The 23,593-nt window shown below is 49.9% G+C and carries 21 protein-coding genes; 2 read left to right on the top strand and 19 right to left on the bottom strand.

Features of this window, described 5'->3' with window-relative positions:
• Positions 1 to 204: 204 nt before the first annotated feature.
• Together B2R29_RS09245 and B2R29_RS09240 are read right to left on the bottom strand one after the other, a co-directional pair.
• Positions 205 to 1,143 carry a cation diffusion facilitator family transporter gene (locus B2R29_RS09245; RefSeq protein ID WP_301180789.1) on the bottom strand — a complete coding sequence of 313 codons (939 nt, stop codon included), beginning with the start codon at positions 1,141 to 1,143 and terminating at the stop codon, positions 205 to 207.
• Positions 1,100 to 1,927 carry a helix-turn-helix domain-containing protein gene (locus B2R29_RS09240; RefSeq protein WP_020931834.1) on the bottom strand — a complete coding sequence of 276 codons (828 nt, stop codon included), beginning with the start codon at positions 1,925 to 1,927 and terminating at the stop codon, positions 1,100 to 1,102. Before B2R29_RS09240 ends, B2R29_RS09245 begins: the two co-directional genes overlap by 44 nt.
• A gap of 693 nt (positions 1,928 to 2,620) precedes the next feature.
• Here B2R29_RS09240 and B2R29_RS09235 point away from each other — a divergent pair.
• A complete protein-coding gene (locus tag B2R29_RS09235) occupies positions 2,621 to 3,376 on the top strand; it encodes an enoyl-CoA hydratase/isomerase family protein (RefSeq protein WP_301180788.1) in 756 nt (251 codons plus the stop codon).
• A gap of 99 nt (positions 3,377 to 3,475) precedes the next feature.
• On the opposite strand, the gene B2R29_RS09230 is transcribed toward B2R29_RS09235, so the two are convergent.
• The 8 genes from B2R29_RS09230 to B2R29_RS09195 all read right to left on the bottom strand — a co-directional run bounded on the left by B2R29_RS09230 (position 3,476) and on the right by B2R29_RS09195 (position 13,991).
• On the bottom strand, positions 3,476 to 4,597 hold the full coding sequence (locus B2R29_RS09230) for a fatty acid desaturase family protein (protein WP_301180787.1): 1,122 nt from the start codon (positions 4,595 to 4,597) through the stop codon (positions 3,476 to 3,478).
• Between the two features lie 366 nt (positions 4,598 to 4,963).
• Positions 4,964 to 6,076 carry a fatty acid desaturase family protein gene (locus tag B2R29_RS09225; RefSeq protein WP_301180786.1) on the bottom strand — a complete coding sequence of 371 codons (1,113 nt, stop codon included), beginning with the start codon at positions 6,074 to 6,076 and terminating at the stop codon, positions 4,964 to 4,966.
• A 14-nt stretch (positions 6,077 to 6,090) separates the two neighbouring features.
• Entirely contained in the window at positions 6,091 to 7,218 is a 1,128-nt protein-coding gene (locus B2R29_RS09220; RefSeq protein WP_301180785.1) for a ferredoxin reductase, read from the bottom strand.
• 864 nt (positions 7,219 to 8,082) lie between these two features.
• A complete protein-coding gene (locus tag B2R29_RS09215; RefSeq protein WP_301180784.1) occupies positions 8,083 to 9,678 on the bottom strand; it encodes an isocitrate lyase in 1,596 nt (531 codons plus the stop codon).
• Between the two features lie 160 nt (positions 9,679 to 9,838).
• Positions 9,839 to 10,774: a sensor histidine kinase gene (locus B2R29_RS09210; RefSeq protein ID WP_301180783.1), complete on the bottom strand. Its 936-nt coding sequence runs from the start codon at positions 10,772 to 10,774 to the stop codon at positions 9,839 to 9,841.
• Positions 10,767 to 11,312, bottom strand: a complete 546-nt coding sequence (locus B2R29_RS09205) for a heme NO-binding domain-containing protein (RefSeq protein ID WP_301180782.1) — start codon at positions 11,310 to 11,312, stop codon at positions 10,767 to 10,769. The genes B2R29_RS09210 and B2R29_RS09205 overlap by 8 nt, the downstream gene beginning before the upstream one ends.
• Position 11,313: 1 nt before the next feature.
• A complete protein-coding gene (locus B2R29_RS09200; RefSeq protein WP_301180781.1) occupies positions 11,314 to 12,672 on the bottom strand; it encodes an HD domain-containing phosphohydrolase in 1,359 nt (452 codons plus the stop codon).
• A 125-nt stretch (positions 12,673 to 12,797) separates the two neighbouring features.
• Entirely contained in the window at positions 12,798 to 13,991 is a 1,194-nt protein-coding gene (locus B2R29_RS09195; RefSeq protein ID WP_301180780.1) for an NAD(P)/FAD-dependent oxidoreductase, read from the bottom strand.
• A 74-nt stretch (positions 13,992 to 14,065) separates the two neighbouring features.
• Between B2R29_RS09195 and B2R29_RS09190 the strand changes: the two genes are divergently transcribed.
• Positions 14,066 to 14,863: a lysophospholipid acyltransferase family protein gene (locus B2R29_RS09190; RefSeq protein WP_301180779.1), complete on the top strand. Its 798-nt coding sequence runs from the start codon at positions 14,066 to 14,068 to the stop codon at positions 14,861 to 14,863.
• A 16-nt stretch (positions 14,864 to 14,879) separates the two neighbouring features.
• On the opposite strand, the gene B2R29_RS09185 is transcribed toward B2R29_RS09190, so the two are convergent.
• The 9 genes from B2R29_RS09185 to bamA form a co-directional block, all read right to left on the bottom strand.
• Complete coding sequence (locus tag B2R29_RS09185) at positions 14,880 to 15,728, bottom strand: methyl-accepting chemotaxis protein (protein WP_301180778.1); 849 nt, start codon at positions 15,726 to 15,728, stop codon at positions 14,880 to 14,882.
• Between the two features lie 51 nt (positions 15,729 to 15,779).
• Positions 15,780 to 16,352, bottom strand: coding sequence for a hypothetical protein (locus B2R29_RS09180; RefSeq protein WP_301180777.1), 573 nt, complete (start codon positions 16,350 to 16,352; stop codon positions 15,780 to 15,782).
• Between the two features lie 104 nt (positions 16,353 to 16,456).
• The gene (gene rnhB / locus B2R29_RS09175; RefSeq protein WP_301180790.1) at positions 16,457 to 17,056 is read right to left on the bottom strand and encodes a ribonuclease HII; all 600 of its coding nucleotides are present in this window, start codon (positions 17,054 to 17,056) and stop codon (positions 16,457 to 16,459) included.
• A 35-nt stretch (positions 17,057 to 17,091) separates the two neighbouring features.
• Entirely contained in the window at positions 17,092 to 18,228 is a 1,137-nt protein-coding gene (gene lpxB, locus B2R29_RS09170; RefSeq protein WP_301180776.1) for a lipid-A-disaccharide synthase, read from the bottom strand.
• Position 18,229: 1 nt separating this feature from the next.
• Positions 18,230 to 19,000, bottom strand: a complete 771-nt coding sequence (lpxA, locus tag B2R29_RS09165) for an acyl-ACP--UDP-N-acetylglucosamine O-acyltransferase (RefSeq protein ID WP_301180775.1) — start codon at positions 18,998 to 19,000, stop codon at positions 18,230 to 18,232.
• Entirely contained in the window at positions 18,997 to 19,461 is a 465-nt protein-coding gene (fabZ, locus tag B2R29_RS09160) for a 3-hydroxyacyl-ACP dehydratase FabZ (RefSeq protein WP_301180774.1), read from the bottom strand. Before fabZ ends, lpxA begins: the two co-directional genes overlap by 4 nt.
• Positions 19,462 to 19,464: 3 nt before the next feature.
• The gene (gene lpxD / locus B2R29_RS09155) at positions 19,465 to 20,481 is read right to left on the bottom strand and encodes a UDP-3-O-(3-hydroxymyristoyl)glucosamine N-acyltransferase (protein WP_301180773.1); all 1,017 of its coding nucleotides are present in this window, start codon (positions 20,479 to 20,481) and stop codon (positions 19,465 to 19,467) included.
• A gap of 17 nt (positions 20,482 to 20,498) precedes the next feature.
• Entirely contained in the window at positions 20,499 to 20,999 is a 501-nt protein-coding gene (locus B2R29_RS09150) for an OmpH family outer membrane protein (protein WP_301180772.1), read from the bottom strand.
• Between the two features lie 27 nt (positions 21,000 to 21,026).
• Positions 21,027 to 23,585 carry an outer membrane protein assembly factor BamA gene (bamA, locus tag B2R29_RS09145; RefSeq protein ID WP_301180771.1) on the bottom strand — a complete coding sequence of 853 codons (2,559 nt, stop codon included), beginning with the start codon at positions 23,583 to 23,585 and terminating at the stop codon, positions 21,027 to 21,029.
• Between the last annotated feature and the right edge of the window lie 8 nt (positions 23,586 to 23,593).

Below are 23,593 nucleotides of genomic sequence, written 5' to 3'. Positions count from 1 at the left end.
TCGCACTTCAAACTTGATACTAAGCCTTGTCCTTCTTTGCAATCACAGCCTTAAGAGCTGCTGACGTTTTTGTTTCTTATAATCAGATAACAATTGGCCATTAAAATACGATGCCTAGAACATAACGCAATCTGTCATGAAGAATGATTACAGACTCTTCACTTCCACAATTACTCATTTAAAACTTGCTTCGATATAAAAAAGTTAACACTGATCATATTTGCATTCTTTAATCTCAAACTCGAGTGTTGAATGCCCGATGGAGAATTTTTGTGCAAGCGCTGTTTTTAATTCACCCTTCACTTTATCCAGTTGTGAATAATCAGAAAGTAGAACATGAGCTTCTAATGCATTCTGATGCTCGTCAAGTTGCCAGATATGTACGTGATGAACATTGATAACATTTGTTACCTGCTGCATGGCTGTGATGACATCATCAATAACAATGCCCTCCGGTGTTCCCTGCATCAGGATATGAATGGTTTTTGGTAACATCGTGGCTGCCTGGTACAAAACATACGCGGCTATCAATAATGTTATTAAGGTGTCACTCCAGTACCACTCATAAAGAAGGATCAGTGTGCCGGCAACAATAACACCCAGTGAAGCCAGTGCATCCGATACATTGTGCAAAAAAGCGGCACGGATATTCATACTGTGCTTAGACATGGTGAAGGTAAGAAACGCGGTTGCCAGATCAATCACAAGTGCTATCGCCGCCACAATCACAACCATCCAGCCTTCAATAATCTGTGGTTCATAGATTCGCCATAGCGCTTCATAGGCCAGGTACAGCCCAACCAGGACAAGCGTGACTAAATTAATCAATGTGGCGATAACTTCAGCGCGTTTATAACCAAAGGTTCTGAAATGATCCGCCGGTTGACGCCCGATCTTTCTGGCGACCCAGGCAATGAGCAGTGAGGCGGCATCACTGAAATTATGCAGCGCATCAGCAATAAGTGAAAGGCTGCCCGATAGAATACCACCGACGACCTGTGCTAATGTCAAGAGCATATTGATAGCGATGGCGAACCCCAGGCGGCGATCACCTATTGATTCAGTGTCGTGGTTATGCGAATGCGTATTCATTGTGTACCTATAAAGAAAAAGATTTTGTTGTTCGACTGGAAAGATAGGCATGTGCTTCCCGCGCATCCAGCTCTCGTGTACTATTACCTGTGCGTACCATAAGCCGTGCTACGCTGTCCTCATGATAATAAACAGGTTCAACAGCGCTCTCGACAATGACGCGGCAGATGGTTTTATTTTCAATATCGTGGAACCGGCAATGAAGTAATGCGCAAGCGTTTCCTCCTAGACTGGTTTTAACCGTATCCATCAGTGCGCGTTCGAAGCCGTCTCTATTTTTGTGTTTCAATGTCTGGAAGTCAGAGTCGATTCCAATGATATTGCCGTTGTCCTCAACACCGATTAGCAGTGTACCGCCTTCGCGATTTAAAAAACCGGCGATGGTTTTGATGACAATCGACTCAAGTGCGCGATTCGTTCGCTGTTGTCTTACATCCCAACGATACGTGGATTTGAATTCAAGATGCTCACTTTCGCCTCTGGCAATCAATAAGGGTAATTCTTCAGCAAGCTCGTGTTCCAGAGAGCGGACAAGATTTTTTTGGCCAGACAGTCTTATATGGTACAGACCGAACAATAGACCAACAATACCGCCAAGCAGTGCAAACACAAAGCTCATAGGCATTAATTCAAACTTGAATTCAGTAATTAAACGCTGAATCAAAAACTCTATCGGGCTGTTACCCGGAAATTCGATTAAGCCCTTGTATTCGTACCAGAATACCATTGTCGTCAACGGATGTAATAGAAGCACGCCTATTATTGCACCAATAATAAAATGAAAAAGTAAGATCCATTTTTTTTGATTAATTAAACTACCTGATGAGTATGTCATCTTTCTTTAACCACCTGTTTGGTTGATTATTCTCTTGATCTGGAAATCCAGTGCATTGATTCATCGTGGCTTGTGCCTCACCCCGGTGCATGGACACTTCCGCAACTGCAAAAACAGCTCTTGCATAGGCTTTACAGTCTTTGCCTAAATCCTCGAATGCGCTCGCCGTGTTTGTAAGAACCACCCCAATTCCAAAGGTTCCAACGATAGCCGCTGATTTTAACTTTTTATATTCGATCCTTCTTGAGGGTTAATGGGGTATAACAGCTTATTAGTGTGCAAGCACGTTTATCCTGGGACACTCTTTCGAGGTTCTTGGGGTAACTCTTTGACTCAATTGAAGAATCTTCCATAACTCAAATCTCCCCTCCAGAAAAACGCGCACGCCTGTTATTTCGATATTCGTGCGCACATAAACTTGTAAACCAAGTTTGTAAGTATCTGATTCGCTTGAGGATTACAGTACCCCCCACCGGCAAAACGTGCAAGCGCGAATGTAAAGCGTGCCAGTTTTGCTCGAAAAGTCCAAAATATACTGTTTGGATATCCACACTCTCTTTACATTCAGACGCCTCCGCAGGGCAGCACATAATCGACACATTTGATCATTCTGATGTTACCTTTGATCATTGCTCTTAAGGGCACCCTTTGCCATGATCCAGACTCTTTAAGGTTTTACCGTCAGGGTTTCTTATGTATCAGGATATCGAGTATCAGGTTAACGATCGCATCGCGGTTATTTCGATCAATCGTCCGAAGGTGCTGAATGCGATTCGCGTTCAGACCTATAAAGACATTATTGCAGCACTGAAGTCAGCGGATGCTGATGATGCGGTGTCTGTGATTGTAATGACGGGCAGCGAGGGTAAGTTCACCGCAGGTAATGATCTGCGCGATCTTCTGTCTGACGGTGATTTAGAAGGGGTTCGTGACGGCGTTGCCGGTATTTTCGATACGCTCGGAGGTCTTGAGAAGCCGTTGATTCTTGCGCAGGAAGGGGTTGCCGTGGGCATCGGTGCAAACCTGCTGCTTCACGCAGACATGGCGTACGCCGGTAAGAGCATTCGGTATAGCCTACCGTTCGCCAAAATTGGTGTTGCGGCTGAGGGTGGTTCTTCTGTGATGCTAGCTGAAGCAATCGGCCCTAAGAACGCTGCAGATCTGTTACTCACTGGCCGTTTCTTCTCAGCTGCTGAAGCAGAGAAATGGGGTCTGCTGAATGCAGCCGTTGAAGACGGCAAGGCACTTGAGACTGCGATGGCGACTGCAGCAGAGCTGCTCAAGAATCACCAGGGTTCACTTAAAGCAATCAAGGCGCTGGGCCGTGCTGAAGGGCATCGTGAGCGCTTGAACAAAGCCGTACTGGCTGAAATGAATGCCTTTACGGATCTGCTGGCAACACCAGAAACCCAGATGCGTATTCAGCATGTATTGAAGGGTGGTAAGTGACAGACTTCCCACCCTGCCCAGGTGGGCAGTGCCCACCCTACGGGAGTGTGTACTACACGAAAAAAGCCGCTCAATGAGCGGCTTTTTTATTGGTATTGATCAGGCTCTGACTTGCTTAAAGGCCGCCTTCTCTTCGGGTGTCGGTTTGCTGTATTTCAGTACACGTTCAACCACCGTTTTGTACTGACTCCACAACGAGCCTGTGTTGTACGGAATATTGTGCTTACGGCATACCGCCTGCACTTTCTCCGCGACTTCGTTGTAACGATACGACGGCATATCCGGAAACAGGTGATGCTCTACCTGACGGCTCAGGTGGCCACTCATAATGTGCAGCAGTTTCGACCCTTCGAGATTAGATGAGCCCAGTATCTGGCGATAGTACCATTGGCCGCGAGTCTCGTTTTCGCACTCTTTCTCGCTGAAGGTATGGACATCTTCGGTGAAGTGCCCACAAAAGATAATCGTGGAGGCCCAGATGTTACGAATCAGGTTAGCACCCATGTTCGCCAGCAGAATGCCGAAGAACATTGGCCAACCCAGAAACAGCGCTACAACACCCGGATAAAATAGGTAGTCACGGAATACACTCTTGCGGATCTTGGCGAAGAAGTCTTTCGCCAGCTGCTTCTTACTGATGACGGACTGACGCTCAACTTTCTTTTTGCCAAAAAAGACGCGTTCACCAATCAGCTCGTGGTAGGCAACACCCCACTGGAAGAAGGTGGTGAGGCCGAGATACCAGAAGAACTGGTTTTTAAAGCGCGGCTTCCATGGCGTGTCGTCACTGAGACGCAGCAGGTCGTAACCAAAGTCACGGTCTTTGCCGATGATGTTGGTGTAGGTGTGATGTTCAAAGTTATGCGTACGACGCCAGGATTGGCCATCACAGACGTTATCCCATTCGAACGATGTGCCATTCAGATGCGGATCATTCATAAAGTCGTATGCGCCATGCATGATGTTGTGGCCGATTTCCATGTTATCGAGGATCTTGGCAATGCCAAGCATCACGGCACCCACAACAAACCAGATCCAGTGGTAAAAACCGGCAACCATCACCGCACGCCCACCGATATCCAACACGCGTTGCACCCGAACAACGTTACGGATGTAGCGAGCGTCTTCTTCACCCACTTTGGCCATCGCCTCGTCACGAATCTGATCGAGGTCGTTTTTAAATGATTCCAGCGTCTCCGCACTTGGTATGTGAGTCGTCACTTTATTTCTCCTGAAATGACTATTCTGCTGTTGAGCAATCCATCTGTTGCTACCAGCAAATTGCACTTTACGTGCCACGACGGCAGTGATTGCCAGTGTCATACAGTGAGTGACTGGTGTCGATGAAAGTCACTCTTTCCTGGATTTCATTAATAAACCAGGACAGCCATAAACATGGAGTCTGAGACAAATGAAAGCCCTGGAGAGCCGGTATTTGGGGACATGTGGAGAGAAGGTCTGATCTCCCAGTCTGGACAGTTTTTATAACTAGAAAAGAATTCCTTCCTTCTGAAATAAGATGATGACATAAAAAAAGCGGCATTCTCCTTCCGGAAAATGCCGCTTTTATCAGACACCTGTCAGATATCAGGCGTTTGCCATCTCACCTGTTTTCTTAGGTGGGCGGCTGTATTTGAATACACGTGCCACAACGGTTTTGTACTGATCCCACAACGTACCTGTGTTGTATGGGATGTTGTGCTTAGCGCACACCTGCCGCACACGTTCTGCCGCTTCGCCGTAACGATAAGACGGCATATCAGGGAACAGGTGATGTTCAACCTGACGGCTCAGATGGCCACTCATGATGTGCAGAAGTTTAGAACCTTCGAGGTTGGACGACCCCAGAATCTGGCGGTAGTACCACTGACCACGAGTTTCGTTTTCGCAATCTTCTTCGCTGAAGGTGTGTACTTCTTCGGTGAAGTGTCCACAGAAGATGATAATGTTCGCCCAGACATTACGAATCAGATTGGCAACCAGGTTACCTGCCGCGATGGCGAAGAACATCGGCCAGCCAAGGAAGATGCCCACAATGGCTGGGTAGAAGATGTAATCCCGGAACACTGCACGGCGGATCTTTGAGAAGAAATCTTTAATCAACTCAGCGTGAGAGATTGGCAGCTTACCTTCCGGGCGGCGTTTGCCGACGAAAATACGCTCACCAAACAGTTCATGATAGGCCACCGCCCATTGGAAACTCAGCATCAGTACGATTAAGCGGATGGGCTGCCAACGATAGTGCGCCTTCCACTTCACGTCGTCACTGAGACGCAGTGTGTCATAACCAAAGTCACGGTCTTTGCCAATGATGTTGGTATAGGTGTGGTGCTCGTAATTGTGGGTACGGCGCCATGATTCACCATCACAGACATTGTCCCAGTCAAAGGTTCGCGAGTTCAGATGAGGATCGTTCATCCAGTCATACTGACCATGCATCACGTTGTGGCCAATTTCCATATTGTCGAGGATCTTGGCACAACCCAGCATGACAACGCCGACCAGCCACCATATCCAATGGTAGAAACCAGCAACCATAACTGCACGGCCACCGAGTTCCAGAAAGCGCTGTACGCGAACAATTCTGCGGATGTATCGGGCGTCTTCCTCACCAACTTTGGCCATGAGGTCGTCGCGTATTTCATCCAGTTCTTTGTGGAATGATTCCAGTGTATCGGCACTAGGGATAGGTGTTGTCATTATAATTATCCTCGTTAGACATCCAGTACGACGTCATTGACAGGAACAGACACACATAACTGAATGTCTTCTCTGCCCGTGTCGGAGTACTGACCAGTGAGAGTGTTGAGAACTACGCCGCTTTTCTTTGTACATTTGCACTGATGGCAAACGCCTACCCGGCATCCGGCCAGCGGCTTGAGTCCATTTTGCTCGGCAAGCTCAAGAAGGCTGACGGGATTTTCGGCGCTGGAAATTGCAGCGACACCGCCCTTCTCAAAGCTAACGTAAGCATCTTTTGCATCAGCACGGTCAAGCTCAATCGGTGCCGCGCCAAAATATTCAAACATGATGTTATCTGCGGATACGCCTTCGCCTGAGACGACCTGACGCACCAGCTGAATCATAGGTGTTGGACCACAGATCATGACTTTTCGTTCAGCGAAATCAGGACATATTTCTTTAATATGCTCTGCACTGAACACGCCTTTTTCAGCACTGTTCATGAAGGTCACACGAATATTGTCGTGTTCAGCGGCGATCTTTTCAAACTCTTCCTGAAACAATGCATTAGAAGCATCCCTGACGTAGAACATCAGGTGCGCATCACGCTTGTCTCCACTGGCCGCCATCTGGCTGAGCATTGAACGGAACGGAGTGATGCCGCTACCACCAGCAATCATAAGAACCGGCTGGTTGCCCTCAGGAAGGGTAAAGTCACCTTCAGCAGGAGACAGATTGCAGATACCACCTGCGGCAAACGCATCGCGCAGCCAGGGCGTAACCCGACCACCTTCCTGTACACGGATGCTCATTTCGATCAGGCCGGTCTTTTTAAAGTAAGCCGGAGCGCTGGATACAGAGAAAAAACGGGTTTGCAGAGAGCCATTCTGCTCGGCAGTGATCTGCAGGTGCTGACCAGCTTTGAAACCTTTCCAGCGCTTACCAGGGCGGATAACCAGAGTGTATACATCGTTCGTTTCAGGACGTACCTGGATGACTTTTGAACGCACAGCATCGGTGGTCCAGCCTGGCAGGACCACCTGAATCAATGGTTCAAGGTACGCTGTGATCTGATTCTCTTGAGTCAGGCTCTGCGACACCCACTGACGGGCCCGTTCCAGAGGAGTTACTGACTGCACACTAGTTTCTGCTTGGCTCATAATTATTCTACTTTCGTGTATTGAGAACGCGCTTTCTCAGTGTTTGAGATTACCCGCGCAGTGTTAACGAACTGTGACCTTGTGTCTATTGGCGACAGAGGCCACATAGGCTGAACGGAAAATAGCAAAAAGCTTGCCCGTTACTGACAAGTTCATCAGCTACTGCAAATAAATCCTTATAAATCAGTATATTGGACGACTTTGTCAGATAACTACTTGCCGTAGATCAGCGTTATACGCGGTAATTAGTGCTTCTCAGGAAATAATGTTTTTATTCTTGTTGTGATAATGGAAACATTTTCCAAGCTACATAGGAAGAAGTTCTTATGTAAGTGTCAGGAAAATACCACATTCCGTGCCACCCATCCGGAAGCAGCTTGCCGATGTCATTTTACAGTCATTCGGAGGCGATGTCCTGCTGCGACAACCGCGATTGTCGGGGAGAAGCTCCCCTCCTACATATAACCAGACAGCTCGATTTCGCGAATAGCCTTCGGCTGATTCAATCCCACATTGGCTACCTGCCATGATTCGCTCAAGCTGATCATGGTGCATGTAGGAGGGGATCATATCCCCGAACATTCATCGGGTAATAACGATATCGGGAAGAAGCTTCCCTCTTACAGACAGACACAAAAAAAGCGGCCCGTAGGCCGCTTCTTTAAGAACAACTAATCAGATCTTAAGAGAACTGGTTAGAAGTGTTCTTAGCACCACCAGCTTTCAGAGCGTTCTCACCAGCAACGCTTTTCTTATATGGCTTTGTGGTCGTCGACCACGAAGACATGCTTTGCGCCATTACCAAGCTGGAGACACAAAAAAAGCGGCCCGTAGGCCGCTTCTTTAAGAACAACTAATCAGGTCTTAAGAGAACTGGTTAGAAGTGTTCTTAGCACCACCAGCTTTCAGAGCGTTCTCACCAGCAAAGTATTCTTTGTGGTCGTCGCCCATGTCAGAGCCAGCCATGTTCTGGTGCTTAACGCAAGCGATGCCTTGACGGATCTCTTTACGCTGTACGCCTTCAACATAACCCAGCATGCCCTGGTCACCGAAGTACTCTTTAGCCAGGTTGTCCACAGACAGTGCAGTCGTGTGGTAAGTAGGCAGAGTGATCAGGTGGTGGAATACGTTCGCTTCACGTGAAGTATCAGCCTGGAACGTCTTAACGCGAGCGTCAGCAGCAGCAGACAGTTCAGAGTCGTCGTATTCAGCAGACATCAGGTTAGAACGGTCGTAGCCAGAAACGTCTTTACCTTCAGCTTCCCATGCATCGTAGGTCTGCTGACGGAAGTTCAGAGTCCAGTTGAATGATGGAGAGTTGTTGTAAACCAGTTTCGCATCTGGGTGTACTTTACGTACTTCGTCCATCATGCCTTTGATTTCGTGTACTGTTGGTACTGCAGTTTCGATCCACAGCAGGTCAGCACCAGCGTTGATAGCTTCGATACAGTCGAATACGCAACGCTCGTGGCCAGTGCCCTGACGGAACTGGTACAGACCAGAAGGCAGACGCTTAGGACGAACCAGCTTACCGCCACGGTTGAATACAACATCGCCTTCAGCCATGTCAGCTACGTCGATTTCTTCAACGTCCAGGAATGAGTTGTAAACGTCGCCCTGATCGCCTGGCTCTTTAACCACTGCGATTTCTTTGGTCAGGCCAGCGCCTTCAGAGTCAGTACGTGCAACGATAACACCGTCGTCTACGCCCAGCTCAAGGAATGCGTAACGCAGAGCGCGCAGCTTGTTGTGGAAGTCAGCGTGTGGAACAGTCACTTTACCGTCCTGGTGACCACACTGCTTCTCGTCAGCAACCTGGTTTTCGATCTGTAGGCAGCAAGCACCCGCTTCGATCATCTGCTTAGCCATCAGGTAAGTCGCTTCAGCGTTACCGAAACCAGCGTCGATGTCAGCAATGATAGGTACGATGTGAGTCTCGTAGTTGTCGATCTGACCCTGGATTTCTGCTTCTTTAGCAGAATCGCCAGCTTCACGAGCTGCGTCCAGTGCACGGAACAGGCCACCCAGTTCACGAGCGTCAGCTTGACGCAGGAAGGTGTACAGTTCGTTAACCAGTGACGCTACAGCAGTTTTCTCGTGCATAGACTGGTCAGGCAGAGGACCGAACTCAGAGCGCAGAGCTGCAACCATCCAACCAGACAGGTAGAGGTAACGACGCTTAGTAGAACCGAAGTGCTTCTTGATTGAGATCAGCTTCTGCTGACCTACGAAACCGTGCCAGCAACCCAGAGACTGAGTGTACTTAGTCTTGTCTTTGTCGAACTCTGCCATGTCTTCACGCATGATTTTGGCAGTGTAACGAGCGATGTCCAGACCAGTTTGGAATTTGTTCTGAGCGCGCATACGAGCTGCAGATTCTGGGTTGATAGCATCCCATGGGCTACCAGCTGCTTCTTTCAGCGCGGCTACCGCTTTGATATCGTCTTGGTAAGTTGACATAAGTCAGTCCTTAAAAGAGTGGGTTGGAAAGTTTCACAGAGCAGCGAATTTGCTGACCCGCGACTTCTGACAGAGCGAATAGTAGTGCTTTAGATTCCATAATTAAAATCAATAGTATCTATATGTACTATTTCTTTAATGAATGTTCTTCTGGGGGGATTCAGTCGTCTGCGGGCGGCAGGAAAATCGTGAAGGTTGTGCCCTCTCCGATCTCACTTTCTACCTTGATACGGCCGTTGTGTTCTTCGATGAAACCATGTGATAACGACAGTCCAAGGCCGGTTCCTTCACCTACCGGTTTCGTCGTAAAGAAAGGCGTGAACAGCAGGTTCATATGCTCTTTACTGATGCCATGGCCGTTGTCCCGGAAGCGGATCTCGATATAGCCATTGTTGTAGGTGGTTGAGATGTGGATATCGCCATTTTCGTCAACGGCCTGGTTGGCGTTGGCGATCATGTTGGTGAACACCTGGTTCAGCTTACCGAAGTAACCTTTGACCTTTGGCAGCTCTCCATAATCAACATGCACCTGTGCATGATACTTGGTCTGGTTGCTGAGTATGTTCACAGCGCCGCGAACACATTCGTTAACGTCCACCAAGTCCATCTCCCCGCTATCTTCACGGGTGAAGGATTTAAGATCGGCAACAATTTGTTTAACCCGCTCAAGCCCTTCTATGGTTTCGGAGGTAAGACTTTCGAAATCCATCAGCAGATACTCGACATCGTATCTGGTCAGCCCCTCTCGCCAGGCGTCACGTATTTTCTGGCCATCGGCATCACTGTTTACCAGCTTATCCATAGTGAAGACGAACGTCTGAATGTCGGACATCCCCTCTGACATGGTGCAGAAGTTACTGTAAATAAAACCGATTGGGTTGTTGATCTCGTGTGCTACCCCGGCCGACAGCACCCCAAGAGACGCCATTTTCTCGTTGTGCAACAGCGCCTTCTGGTTCTCTTGCATGCTGTCATGTGCCTGCTGAAGCTTACGGAATGAATCATAGAGCTCACGGGATTTGTCCTCGAGCATCTGTTCCGCCTGCTTCCTGAGCGTTTTCTCCCTCAGGTAAGCCGCGCGATAGTCTTCAGTCATCAGCACCCCCAACGGTTATCACTAAGTGACAGGCCTCATCGCCATGGTGCATACACTTGGGTTGTTCAATCGTTACCGTCTCGTTGAAGTGCCTGGCCGAGCCATTGATCAGGCCTTCTGCAAGGTGACACAACTTGCGATCCGACTTATAGATCATCGTCAGCGTGCTCACTCCCTCTTCATAAGAAAAAGACGGCAGATTGGCATCGGGATAGAACTTTAGTACTTCACCATGCACGATTTGATCTACGGACTTCAGAAAATCAATAAGACCGTCACAGTTGTCGAAAAAAACGGGGAATCGGACAGAGAATTCAGTCACCATGTATTCACCGAAGGTTTTAAGCAAGTTCGGTATATCCTGGCCTGTCATTTCTGAAGCCGCACCCAACAGGGCGACCATCTCACTGTCGTCGTAGCTTTCAGAAGACAGGTACATACCGTGAGATCCTGCTTTTTCAAGAAGCTGGTTCCAACCTTCCAAGCCGAACTTCTCTTCGATCATGTCTCTGAGGATGTCGAACACTACGCCTTTCATGTCACCCTCCTATCTCTTTGGTTGAATCGGTTTGCTTTTCAACAGCCACATCCAGTGTTCGACCCGACCAGTTCTGCAAGTGACTCAGCCGATTGATCAATTCACTGGTAAGTGCGTGCCCTTTACGTAAAAGAATCATGCCTTTCTCGCTGTAAAGATCCTGAGCTAACACCATTCCGGCTTCGAGTTCATCGGTTCCCAGATAACAGGCATCGTCGGCAAGGTTGGCGGTATCAAAGGCGCCGCAATCCTCACAGAATATATTCAATATGGCCGGGTCGTACCTCATATTACTCTGGCGAACCAATTCGGCTTTTGCTAGCTGAGGTTTTATTTCTTCACCGGTGAAACGACCACGAATAAGATCAGTGTAGTCCCTCACAATAGAAATGATGCGGGCACCGGCAGGTATTGAAGATCCGGATAGATGATCGGGGTACCCGGAACCATCGAAACGCTCAAACTGACTTCGCAACATAGCCGCACTATGTCGCATGCCTGGTATACCCATAAGTGCTGCTTCTGCGAGTACCGGTACCTGCGCATACTGCTGCATATCCGCGCCATCGAAGTCCACCAGCGGTTTGTTCAGTAATTCGTCAGGCAGTCCGATATTGCCGAGATCTGCAAGCAGTGCAGCATCTCGTATTTCGCGGACATCAGAGTCTGCAAACCCCAGCGCTTCAGCCAACGACTCGGCCATGGATGAGCGCAACTCTGCGGCGGCAGCCGCACCAGGTTCGCGCAATGCTCCAAGACTGGAGGCCAGCCGGAGGACATGACCGTAACTTTTCTGAAGATCATCAAACGCATGTTCGAGCAGTCGGGCATTCAGGCGCAGCTCTTCGGTGCGCTCCGTTACCCGTTTCTCAAGCGAGCTGTTGAGCTCTTCCAGTTCGTGATTCTTACTCACAAGTTCTGCCTGAAGGCGCTGATTTCTTGCCTCGAGCAGGCGTGTGTGCAGGCTTTCTTCGATCAAAGCCCTGAGCTTATTATCGTCCCAGGGTTTGGTCAGGTATTGATGTATCTGGCCTTCGTTTATCGCACGAATCGTAGACTCCATATCGGAGTGACCAGTAAGCAGGAATCGCAGGGTATCAGGGGATTTCTCAGCAACGGTTTTAAGCAGCTCAGCGCCATCGGCGCCGGGCATACGCATGTCACTGATGACGAGATCAACGTCAGTATTTTCGAGTATATAGAGTGCATCACTGACCGATGACGCTGTCGTGATATCGACGTCCAGCCGCCCCAGGGAGCGGGTCAGGGATTTGAGAATATTCTCCTCGTCATCAACCAGAAGAATGACAGGCTTCACGGGCTTCTCATTGTCCAGGGCTGCTGCATCTGCAAACGCCATGAAATCACTCCGAGCAGGGGAATTGATTTCAGTCTAGACAAAGCTGTGACCCATGCCTGAACCTTACGTAATATTCCCGTAAGGCCATATCAAGAATGTCATATTAGGCAGGTTGCCATTCCGGTTTACCCGACAGCCAATGCCTCAGCCGCCGCTGCAGCACTGGCCCAGGCCCACTGAAAATTGAACCCACCCAGATGCCCGGTAACGTCAACGACCTCTCCGATAAAGAACAGGCCCGGAATTATGCGGGATTCCATAGTCTGAGATGACAGTTCTGTTGTATCGACGCCGCCAATCGCGACTTCGGCAGTGCGGTAGCCCTCCGTGCCTGCAGGCTTAACCCGCCACTGATGCAACGACTCGGCCAGTGCTTTGACTGTCTTTTTGCCAGTTTCAGCAAGATATCGATCTTCAAATTTATGATGCGCTAACCATTGCTCAGCAAATTTCTGTGTCGTGAGGCTCGCCAGCCAGGTTTTCAGGTGAGTTTTGCCTTTCTGTTGCTGGGCCTTCTGAAAGGCTTGAGTCAGGTCGATACCCGGCAACAGATTGATCTCGACCGTGTCTCCCTGATTCCAGTAAGAAGAAATCTGTAGAACAGCGGGGCCACTCAAGCCTCGGTGGGTAAAGAGTAAGTCGTCATTAAATACCTGATCGTCACAGCACACTGAGACTGGTAACGCTGTCCCTGAGAGAGCCTTACATAAGCTGCTCAGTTGATCAGTAATAGTGAACGGGACTAACGCCGCTCGAGGAGTAAACACCTGATGCCCAAACTGTCGAGCCAGATCATAGCCAAAGCCACTGGCCCCCAGGGTCGGAATCGAAGGGCCTCCTGTCGCGACCACCAGAGAGCGGCAGTCGTATCTACCGGCTGAAGTACTCAGCGTGAAACCGGCTTCGTTCGGTGTGACCGAATCGACGGACGTATTAAGTTGCACCCCAGCCCCTGCTCGTCGGCATTCCTCGAGTAACATTTCGAGAATATCGGACGATTTATTGTCACAGAATAACTGACCGTCTTTTTTTTCATGAAATGGTATGTCGTACTTGCTGACCAGATCGATAAAGTCCCACTGGGTATACCGGGAGAGCGCTGATTTGCAGAAGTGTGGGTTCTGGCTGAGGTAACAGGCTGGTTCAATATAGTAGTTGGTGAAATTGCAGCGACCGCCCCCCGACATCAGTATCTTTTTACCCGCCTTGTTTGCGTGATCCAGTACTTTGACTGTGCGTCCTTCGGCGGCGGTGCGTGCGGCACAGAATAAACCCGCTGCTCCGGCACCAATAATGATGACATCTGTGGTCGTCGACATTCTTATTCCTACTATTGCCCTGCTGTTTGCGGCTGCTATTATGCCAGCGTTTTGTGACTGACTGGACTGCTGATATGCCCCTGATTGATCGGGAAGGATTAATAAAGGCGTCAGGCCTCGCCGAATGGCAAGCTGACATTGTACTCAGATTGTTGAAAATTCCACAGCTGACGAAAATCTACGACCGCGTCGACCGACAACACGGCATTGATCTCATTGAAGACGCACTGAACGACCAAAACATTAAGTTGGATTATGACGCTGAGCGATTAGCCGAAGTAATTCCCAAAACCGGGCCTTTTATTACGGTGTCTAATCATCCTTTTGGGTTTCTCGACGGCATCATTCTGCTTCTGATTATCGGCCGGATACGACCTGAGTACCGGGTGATAGCAAACTTTCTGCTGGCCTATTTCGAGCCTTTCTCCGATCTGTTTATCACCGTCAATCCGTTCGAGAACAGTGGTCCGAAAGCCATGGGTGGCACACAAAAATCATTAGATCAGTTGAGCAAAGGACTAGGGCTTGGTTTGTTTCCCGCCGGAGAAGTATCAACCTGGTATAAAGGCCAACAAGGTATCAAAGACAAATCCTGGTCACTTTCCAGTATGCGCCTTATCAAACGCGCGGATGTTCCGGTTATTCCGATATATTTCGATAGCCAGAACAGCCTGAGCTTTCATCTTCTGGGTAAGGTGCATCCTCTGATACGTACGCTCCGGATTCCCGCTGAATTTCTTAAGAAGCAGAATAAAACCATTCGTATGGTAATTGGTAACCCGATTACACCCGAACAGATGACTCAGCTTTCAGATGAGGATCTTGCCAACTGGCTCAAAATTACGACTTACGGCCTCAAAGCCCAGCCCTGAAAGCCCGGCAAGTTGATCAGAACAGCTCGGCATCACTGCCGGCAAATGAACTCGCTAGTTGGGAGAGAGTTGAGACTTCGTTCTCGAGCCTCTGAATCGCTTCGGCAACTTCTGAAGTGGAAGAGAAAGCTTTCTCTATCGCCGATCGAATGGAGTCGAATCGCTTTGTGACTGATTCATTCAGGGTATTCTGGCTTTCACTCGACTCTGACAATCCTGTCAGGTATGCGTTGATCTCATTCGAGGTATTCAGTAACACATTTACCGCCTCGTTGGATTTATTAGAACTCTCACGCCCGTGCGCTGCCAGCTCACTGACCTGTCGCATGGATTCCTGTGCCTTATGGGTAATACTGAGAATGCCTGTTACCTTGTCACTTATCTCGCCACTGGATCGATGTGTGCGCTCCGCCAATTGACGTACTTCATCAGCAACCACCGCAAACCCCCGACCATGCTCACCCGCTCGGGCAGCCTCGATAGCAGCATTCAACGCAAGCAGATTAGTCTGCTCTGCCACTGCCTGAATAACGGTGACGATGTCTGATATTTCGCTACTACGCCGGTTTAATTCATCAATATGAAGCCCTGTTTCCGCCACCTGATCAGATACTGCCGTCATGGCCTTGTTAGACGCTGCCATGACATCAACACTCTCTGAAGCGAGCTCACCAGAAGAAGCGGCATTCGCTGCCAGCTTTTTAGAAAGATCTGCGTTATCCGCCACCTGCTGACGAAGCTCGCCCATGCCACTATGAATTTCATTGGCAAACTCGGACTGTTCTTTCATTTCACCCGCGGTTTCGTCAGAACGACGCGCTATTGCACTGATTTCCTGGCTGATCACGACAATAGAGTGATTCACAGAAATCAGTAATTCACTGATTCTGTCGCTGAGTTCTTCGGCATCCTTACGCTAATATTCAAGGCGCCGGAAGCCCGTGTTCTTAGAGCCCTCGTAGATGAGTGCAAGAACGGCGATCGCGCCCGCTCCAAGTAACATCCCGACCATATGCAACACGTCTGAGGCGCGATCCGTCATCGGGATACTGTTATCAGGGTCAGTAATTCCCAGCACCAGAAGAGAGACAATCCCACCAAGGATCCAGAATGGAGCGTACTTTAAGCCAGCCAGAATGGCACAAGCTAATGGATAGACCAGGAGCCCGGGAATAAGGAAACTCGTCAGCCCCCCACTGAGATACGATGCATAGGTGAAATACACCAGAATGCCAACAAGTAGCAGTCGCTCTGTAACCTCTATCGCATGGGTGAATCGGGTAAGCAAAAGGCAGAGGCAACCTAATGCCAGGAATGCATGATGCTCGGCTTTGAATCCCTCGACGCCAAGCATGGCCTGCGACAGCAAAATCACCAACATGGCAAAGATCGCGCAGATTGCCAGTCCTGCCAGCACCCGGGCCTTGAGTAACATTTCGGGATTAACTGGCCGCGGTGTGGCGATGCAGGAATCCAAATAGCGCAGCATTCAGATCAGCCCTCGGGATTTAATTGTTACTTCCAGACTAGTACTGACAACCGACTTTGCACAAAAATGGCAGGTGGTTTACATAAACCATCAGCATCTGACGGTTAATCTTTGAGGAGGCGCTTCACTGGAGCATAGGTGCGGCGATGGATAGGGCATGGTCCCAGGGCTTGAAGTGCTTCAAGGTGAGCTTTCGTACCATAGCCTTTGTGCTTGGCGAATCCGTAGCCGGGATACTTCTCTTCCATTTCGACCATGTCGCGGTCTCGTTGAACCTTCGCCAATACCGACGCTGCGGAGATGGCAGCCACCCTGTCATCTCCTTTGATCAGCGCGGTGGCAGGCACAGTAAGGTCAGGCAGTTTATTGCCATCAATCAGGGCATGATCGCACGGGACGCGTAAGCCATCAACAGCGCGCGTCATTGCCAGCATTCGGGCGTTCAGGATATTGATGCTATCAATTTCTTCCACTGACGCACTGGCGATACAGAAGTCGACCGCTTTTTCACGGATCTCATCAAACAGACGTTCACGCTTTTTTTCTGTCAGCTTCTTGGAGTCTGTGAGTTCAGGAATGGGCTTATCAGGATCAAGAATCACCGCGGCGGCAACGACGTCACCACACAATGGACCAGCGCCCGCTTCGTCCACGCCACAGTAGATCAACCCATTCTCAATCAGTGCTGCCTCTTCTTCTGTCAGTTCGGATTCAGCCGCTTCTGGTGTAGTGATGCTATTCACCGGCTTTTTAACAGCTGGCTGATAGCTTCAGCCGCTTCCTCATCTGCATTGCGCTGCAGCTGGCGATGAATAAACTGAAAGGTTTCCTGCAACTGATGCACGGTATCGTTATCTTCAAGTCGTTCCGCCAACGCCGCTGCCAGTTTTTCTGGCTGAGCATCATGCTGAAGCAACTCAGGCACAACCTCCCTGCCGGCGAGCAGATTCGGCAACGAGATAAATTCCTGCGTCACCATGCGCTTGAGAATCCAGTAAGTCAGCGGCGCCAGACGGTAGCTGACCACCATGGGCCGCTTCATCAGCATCGCTTCTAAGGTCGCCGTTCCAGAGGCCAGAAGGATCACGTCGGCGGCGGCCATGCAGGTCTGAGACTGCCCGAGAATAATTTTCACCGGCAACACTTCCGGGTATTCATTCACCAGCTGCTCGACCTGATCTCGTCGCTCAACACCCGGGACCGGGATGATAAACCTGAGATCCGGATCTTTCTTCAGCATCAGGCTTGCCGTATCGAGAAACAGCTTACCCAGACGCGAGACTTCACTCCCCCGACTACCGGGCATCAGGCAGACGGTTTTCTTGTTCAGCTCAAGGCCCAGATTTTCTCTGGCAGGCGTTTTAGGCGTCTCGAATGGAATCTTGTCCGCCAGATGGTGGCCAACAAAACGCACAGGGACTTTATGATTTTCGTAAAAGCGCGCTTCGAACGGGAAAAGCGTCAACATCAGGTCGACTGCCTTCTCAATCTTGAGAACACGCTTCTGGCGCCATGCCCATACCGAAGGACTGACGTAATGAACGGTCTTGATTCCAGCGGTCCTGAGTTGCTGCTCCAGCCCCAGGTTGAAATCTGGCGCGTCGATACCGATGAACACGTCGGGAGGGTTAGCGATCCAGTCACGAACGAGTTTCTTACGTACGTTGATCAACTCGAACAGACGCCCGAGTACCTCAACCAGCCCCATCACAGAGAGACGTTCCATAGGCACGAAACTGACCATGCCCTCACTCTGCATCATAGGGCCGCCTATCCCCTCAAACGTCGCTTCTGGGTACTTCTCCTTCAGCGACCGGATAAGGCCTGCGCCCAGCATATCTCCGGACGTTTCTCCGGCCACCAACGCGATTCGCATATCAGCGGATAATCCCTCGGCTTGCAGCTTCAATACTGTCGAGCAGCATAGCAACGCCTGCGTCCTCTGCGGCGACAGGTGCGAGTGCTTCTTTAGCCTCTGCCAGCGTGAGATTCTGGCGATAAATGGTTTTGTAGGCTGCGCGGATACGCATAATGCTGTCTTTATCGAAGCCCCGACGCTTCAGACCTTCACTGTTGATACCATGAGGCTGCGCCGGATAGCCCTGCGCCATGACAAAGGCAGGAATATCTTTCAACACAACAGTGCCCGCACCGCACATGGCATGGGCGCCAATTATGCAGAACTGGTGAACCTGAGTAGAACCACCAAGAATCGCCCAATCACCAACGTGTACATGGCCCGCGACGTTGGTGTCGTTAGCCAGAATGCAGTTATTACCGATTACAGCATCATGGGCAACGTGAACGTTCACCATAAAGAGGTTATCGCTACCCACGATGGTAGTGCCTTTGTCCTGAACCGTACCGCGGTGAAAGGTACACGCTTCGCGGATGACGTTGTTGTCACCAATCACCAGAGTCGTCGGTTCGCCCGCATACTTTTTATCCTGACACTCTTCACCGATGGTCGAAAACTGAAATATGCGGTTATTCTTGCCGATCGTCGTTGGGCCTTTGATGACTACGTGTGGGCCAACCACGGTGCCTTCACCAATCTCTACATCTGGACCAACAATAGAGAAAGGACCGATTTCAACGCCCTCTGCAATTTTCGCAGCAGGATCGATAACAGCTCTGGGGTCAATCATGCCACCTCCAGGGTATGTTCAGCACAAATAATGTGGGCACAACAAACAACATCACCATCCACTTCCGCATGGCAATCAAACTTCCAGATACCTCGACGGCGACTGACGAATGCCGCTTTCAGGATCAGTTGATCCCCTGGCATTACTGGTCGCTTAAATCGCACATTGTCTGAGCCTGCGAAGTAAAAAATCGTGTTCGGATCACGGGCTTCGCCGATCATCATCATGCCAAGGTAGCCTGCGGACTGAGCAAGAGCCTCAAGGGTCAACACGCCCGGCATCACTGGATGACCAGGGAAATGCCCGTTAAAGAAGTTTTCATTGATTGAGACGTTTTTGAGTGCCTCAATATGGGAGTTTTCTTCCGAGTCAGTTGTGCAGGACAAAATTCTGTCCAGCAGCAGGAAGGGATACCGGTGAGGCATCACCCGCTGAATCTGTTCAATGGTTGCACCGGACATGCATTAGTCCTTCAGTTGTTTTTCTAAGTCTTTAATGCGCCGAGCCATGCTGTCCAACTGACGGAAGCGGGTTGCCGCTTTGCGCCAGTCATTAATCGGCATCTGCGCAGTCCCGGTAGCATAGCCACCCGGAGTATTAATCGATTTACTGATCACGGTTTTCGGAGCGACAAACACCCCGTCACACAGCTCAAGATGACCCGCGACACCTGCGTTACCCGCCAGGGTGCAGTGTTTACCAAGCTTTGTGCTTCCTGCAACGCCAGCCTGAGCGGCCATTGCCGTGCCAGCGCCCAGCTCAACGTTATGTGCAATCTGGACATGGTTATCGAGGATGACATTATCACCAATGATCGTATCGCCCAGAGCGCCACGGTCGACGCAGCTGTTGGCTCCGATTTCAACATCGTTACCAATGCGAACACCGCCAAGCTGCATGATTTTGACCCAACGGCCTTTGTCAGGCGCAAAGCCAAAACCATCCGCACCAATCACTGTGCCTGAGTGAATTCTGACTCTCTCGCCGAGGGTTACGTCATGATAGAGGGTGACGTTGGCATTCAGATGGCAACCGCTACCTAACACACAATGATCACCAATCACCGTGCCCGCTCCGATTTCACAATCGTCGCCGATAATCGCGCCGTCGCCAATTACGACATTAGCCGCAATACGGCAGCCGTCTCCGATCCTTGCCGACCCGGCAACCACTGCACTCGAGTGAACACCACTGGATGTGCGCGGACGGTTGTCGAACAATTGAGTAGCAAGGGCAAATGCGAGGTAGGGGTTATCGCAGACAAGAGCACTGCCTGAGACGGATTCAGCATCGGCTTCACGAACAATGACCGCACTCGCCTCTGACTCTGCCAGCTGCTTGCGATAACTTTCGTTAGCCAGAAAAGCAATTTCACCGGAGGATGCTTCCTTTAAGGTCGCAACTCCGGTGATTTGCTGATTGCTGTCACCACGAAGCTCAGCTCCGAGGTGAGCAGCCAATTCAGATAGACTGATCTGCACGGGAGGATCGTCCGTTATTATTTCTCGGCGTTGAGACGTTCCAGCAGCAGCTTAGTGATATCTGCTTTTGGAGACTTGTAGATCGCTGCTTGAGCGTTCAGAACAACGTCGTAGCCCTCTTTGTCGATCAGTTCTTTCAGGGTTTTTTCCAGGCTTGGAAGCTGCTTCTGGAAAAGCTCCTGGCGCCACTTCTGCTCCAGCTTCTGCAGTTTGTTACCGTAGAACTGGTATTCCTGGCCTTTGGTTTCAAATTCATTCTTGATTGCACGAGCTTCTTCTTCACTCATGAAATCTTTTTCTTTTTCGATTTTTTTCTGAAGTTCAGTCAGGCTTTCCTGAAGACCTTTCAGCTTATCGATATCAGCCTTGTTGGCTTTTTCGAATTCTTTCAACGCTTCCTGTGTCGCGTCAGAAAGGAACAATGCCCGTTCCATATCCACGACAGCGACTTTCGTTGCCTCGGCTGCGACCGCTACGTTGATGGTTGCTGCTGCAATGAGTGCCATTATCCAGCGCATTCTGTTCTCCTTTTATAATGGTTGTCGTCAGAATACCTGACCCAGTGTAAATTCAAAGCCTTCTGTTCTATCCCCACGCTGTTCGTTCAGTGGGAATGAGTAAGTAAATGTCAGAGGCCCGATTGCCGTCACCCAGGTTAAACCAACACCTGTACTGTAACGAAGCTCTTCAAACTGCAAGCCTTCATCACAGAAGGGGTGTGAATTAAAGCTTGGCAGATCAACATCGGACGGCACATAACATTCGCTGCTGAAGGTATTACCCGCATCGAGGAAGACAATACTGCGAACTGAACTGCGGTCTTCGATAAACGGCGTTGGGAAAATAAGCTCCAGGCTGCCTTCTACGAGCATGTTACCACCCAGAGCGCGCTCTGTTTCACGGAAGAACGGAGCGGTCACTACGGCACCGGAGCTGTCTGTTTCGTACGATGGTACGTACCCAGCGCTGTTTGAGATAGCCGTAGCACCGCCATCAGCGTCTTTGATGTAAATAACCTGCGGCGCACTGTCACTGGTCAGCGGTCGGCCAAGGTCGTCCGTTTCATAGACCACATTACCAGCCGCATCTGTTTCAGCCAGGCTGACCGGCACGTATTCGGGCAGGCCTTTCGGACCAAGGCTGTTGATCTGATAGCCACGTACCGCACCAATACCACCTGAGCGGAAGTTCTTGAAGAACGGCAAACGTTCAAGGTCACCAAAGCCATCACCGTAACCCAGGTCCGTTCTCAGGCGTAAGCTCCACTCAGTCGCCAGCGGGAAGTAATAGTTTGAGGTATAGCTGGTCTTGTAATACGTCAGGTCGCTGCCTGGCACTGAAATATCGGCTTTTATCTTATGCTCTATACCATCGGTCGGGAACAGGCCACGGTTGAGAGAGCTGTAACGCCAGCTGAGCCCCAGAGTGTACTCATCGAATACGTCGCCCTCAGAATCAATAAAGTCGGTGATTTCGGCAGGGACAGTTACCCCTTCAAACATTTCTGTATTCGAATAGCCAACCGAGAACGACAAGCGCTGGCGGCGTGAAATCGGATAACCAAAGGTCACGTTACCGCCGTAGGTGTTAGTCTGATAATCACTTACCGTACTGAGGCTTCCGAAGTCTGTTTCGCGATAGAAAAAGTTAAAGCCACGGCTGACACCATCGACGGTGTAGTACGGGTTCAGGTACGAGAAATTATAAGATTCAACCGTGTCTGTCTTCTGTACACCCAGAGACATACGGTTACCGCTACCCATAAAGTTATTCTGGCTGACGCTGGCACCGAGGATCATGCCAGAGCCTGCAGCGTAACCGATGTTGAAGTTCAGGCTGCCGCTCAACTGCTCTTCCACGGTGTAATTCACGTCGATCAGGTCATCAGTGCCCGGAACAGCCGGAGTTTCGACATTAACTGTTTTAAAGAAACCCAACTGGTTCAGGCGGTTCTTACCGGCTTCAATTTTTTCAGTGGAAGCCCAACCGCCTTCCATCTGAATCATCTCACGACGCAGCACTTCATCTCGGGTGCCGTCGTTACCTGAGAACTGAACGCTGCGAACATAAGTCCGTTTACCTGGCTCAACATAGAAGGTCATGTCGACCAGACGCTCTTCGTCATCGATTTTAGGAATACCGTTCACTTTAGCGAAGGTATAACCGTCGTTACCCAGACGTTTGGTCATCAGGTCACTGGTGAAAGTAACCCGGCGGCGAGAGAAGACATCGCCTTCTTTTACCATATAAAGACGGGTAAGCTCTTCTTCATCAACCACCAGGTCGCCCGCGAGTTTTACATCACGAATGTTGTAGAGTTCGCCTTCAGAGACGCTGACGGTAATGTAGACGCCACGCTTATCGGGTGATACCGACACCTGAGTTGATTCGATGTTAAAACGGATATAACCGCGATCCAGGTAGTACGAACGCAGGGTCTCAAGGTCACCCGCAAGCTTTTCACGGCTGTATTTATTATCGCTGGAATACCATGACCAGAAGTTTGTGCTCTGTAGAGCCAGTGGACTCAGCAGCTCCTCATCAGGGAAAATTTCGTTACCGACAATATTGATATGCTCAATCGTAGCAACGTTGCCCTCATCAACATTAATTTTGAGTGCAACTCGGTTACGTGGCAAAGGTTCGACCTCAGTCACAATGCCCGCATCATAACGGCCCTGAGCAACGTACTGTCGCTCCAGTTCGAGAGAGATACGTTCAAGCGTTGAGCGCTTGAAGACAAGCCCCTCTGCCAGCCCACTCTGTTTCAGGCCGTCCATCAGGGCTTCTGTTTGAATGGCTTTGTTACCTTCGATTTCGATAGAGGTGATGGTTGGCAGTTCAACCATGCGCACCACCAGTACATTCCCATCACGGTAGAGTTCGATATCTTCGAAGAAACCCTCACGGAACAGAGCGCGGGTAGCTTCAGCAATACGCGCATCGTCAACGGTGTCGCCCGTTGCAATAGGGAACGCCGAAAAAACAGTACCTGCAGACACCCGCTGAAGCCCTTCAAGGCGAATATCTTCAACAGTGAAAGAAGCAGCATGGAGTGTGGCAGACAGAAGCCAGAGGGATATAACCGACAGCAGAAAACGCATGTAAATAA

Origin of the sequence: Thalassolituus sp. UBA3500, from assembly GCF_002377545.1 — a bacterium.
Taxonomy (GTDB): domain Bacteria; phylum Pseudomonadota; class Gammaproteobacteria; order Pseudomonadales; family Oceanobacteraceae; genus Thalassolituus.
Note: the sequence above shows the minus strand (reverse complement) of the source record. Positions and strands in the feature narration are given on the sequence as shown.

What these genes read in the sequence shown, in the direction of transcription:
- B2R29_RS09245 (WP_301180789.1), bottom strand. Translation starts at nt 1,143, where the DNA reads ATGCCTATCTTTCCAGTCGAACAACAAAATCTTTTTCTTTATAGGTAC.
- B2R29_RS09240 (WP_020931834.1), bottom strand. Translation starts at nt 1,927, where the DNA reads ATGACATACTCATCAGGTAGTTTAATTAATCAAAAAAAATGGATCTTA.
- B2R29_RS09235 (WP_301180788.1), top strand. Translation starts at nt 2,621, where the DNA reads ATGTATCAGGATATCGAGTATCAGGTTAACGATCGCATCGCGGTTATT.
- B2R29_RS09225 (WP_301180786.1), bottom strand. Translation starts at nt 6,076, where the DNA reads ATGACAACACCTATCCCTAGTGCCGATACACTGGAATCATTCCACAAA.
- B2R29_RS09220 (WP_301180785.1), bottom strand. Translation starts at nt 7,218, where the DNA reads ATGAGCCAAGCAGAAACTAGTGTGCAGTCAGTAACTCCTCTGGAACGG.
- B2R29_RS09215 (WP_301180784.1), bottom strand. Translation starts at nt 9,678, where the DNA reads ATGTCAACTTACCAAGACGATATCAAAGCGGTAGCCGCGCTGAAAGAA.
- B2R29_RS09210 (WP_301180783.1), bottom strand. Translation starts at nt 10,774, where the DNA reads ATGACTGAAGACTATCGCGCGGCTTACCTGAGGGAGAAAACGCTCAGG.
- B2R29_RS09205 (WP_301180782.1), bottom strand. Translation starts at nt 11,312, where the DNA reads ATGAAAGGCGTAGTGTTCGACATCCTCAGAGACATGATCGAAGAGAAG.
- B2R29_RS09200 (WP_301180781.1), bottom strand. Translation starts at nt 12,672, where the DNA reads ATGGCGTTTGCAGATGCAGCAGCCCTGGACAATGAGAAGCCCGTGAAG.
- B2R29_RS09195 (WP_301180780.1), bottom strand. Translation starts at nt 13,991, where the DNA reads ATGTCGACGACCACAGATGTCATCATTATTGGTGCCGGAGCAGCGGGT.
- B2R29_RS09190 (WP_301180779.1), top strand. Translation starts at nt 14,066, where the DNA reads ATGCCCCTGATTGATCGGGAAGGATTAATAAAGGCGTCAGGCCTCGCC.
- B2R29_RS09180 (WP_301180777.1), bottom strand. Translation starts at nt 16,352, where the DNA reads ATGCTGCGCTATTTGGATTCCTGCATCGCCACACCGCGGCCAGTTAAT.
- lpxB (WP_301180776.1), bottom strand. Translation starts at nt 18,228, where the DNA reads ATGCGAATCGCGTTGGTGGCCGGAGAAACGTCCGGAGATATGCTGGGC.
- lpxA (WP_301180775.1), bottom strand. Translation starts at nt 19,000, where the DNA reads ATGATTGACCCCAGAGCTGTTATCGATCCTGCTGCGAAAATTGCAGAG.
- fabZ (WP_301180774.1), bottom strand. Translation starts at nt 19,461, where the DNA reads ATGTCCGGTGCAACCATTGAACAGATTCAGCGGGTGATGCCTCACCGG.
- B2R29_RS09150 (WP_301180772.1), bottom strand. Translation starts at nt 20,999, where the DNA reads ATGCGCTGGATAATGGCACTCATTGCAGCAGCAACCATCAACGTAGCG.
- bamA (WP_301180771.1), bottom strand. Translation starts at nt 23,585, where the DNA reads ATGCGTTTTCTGCTGTCGGTTATATCCCTCTGGCTTCTGTCTGCCACA.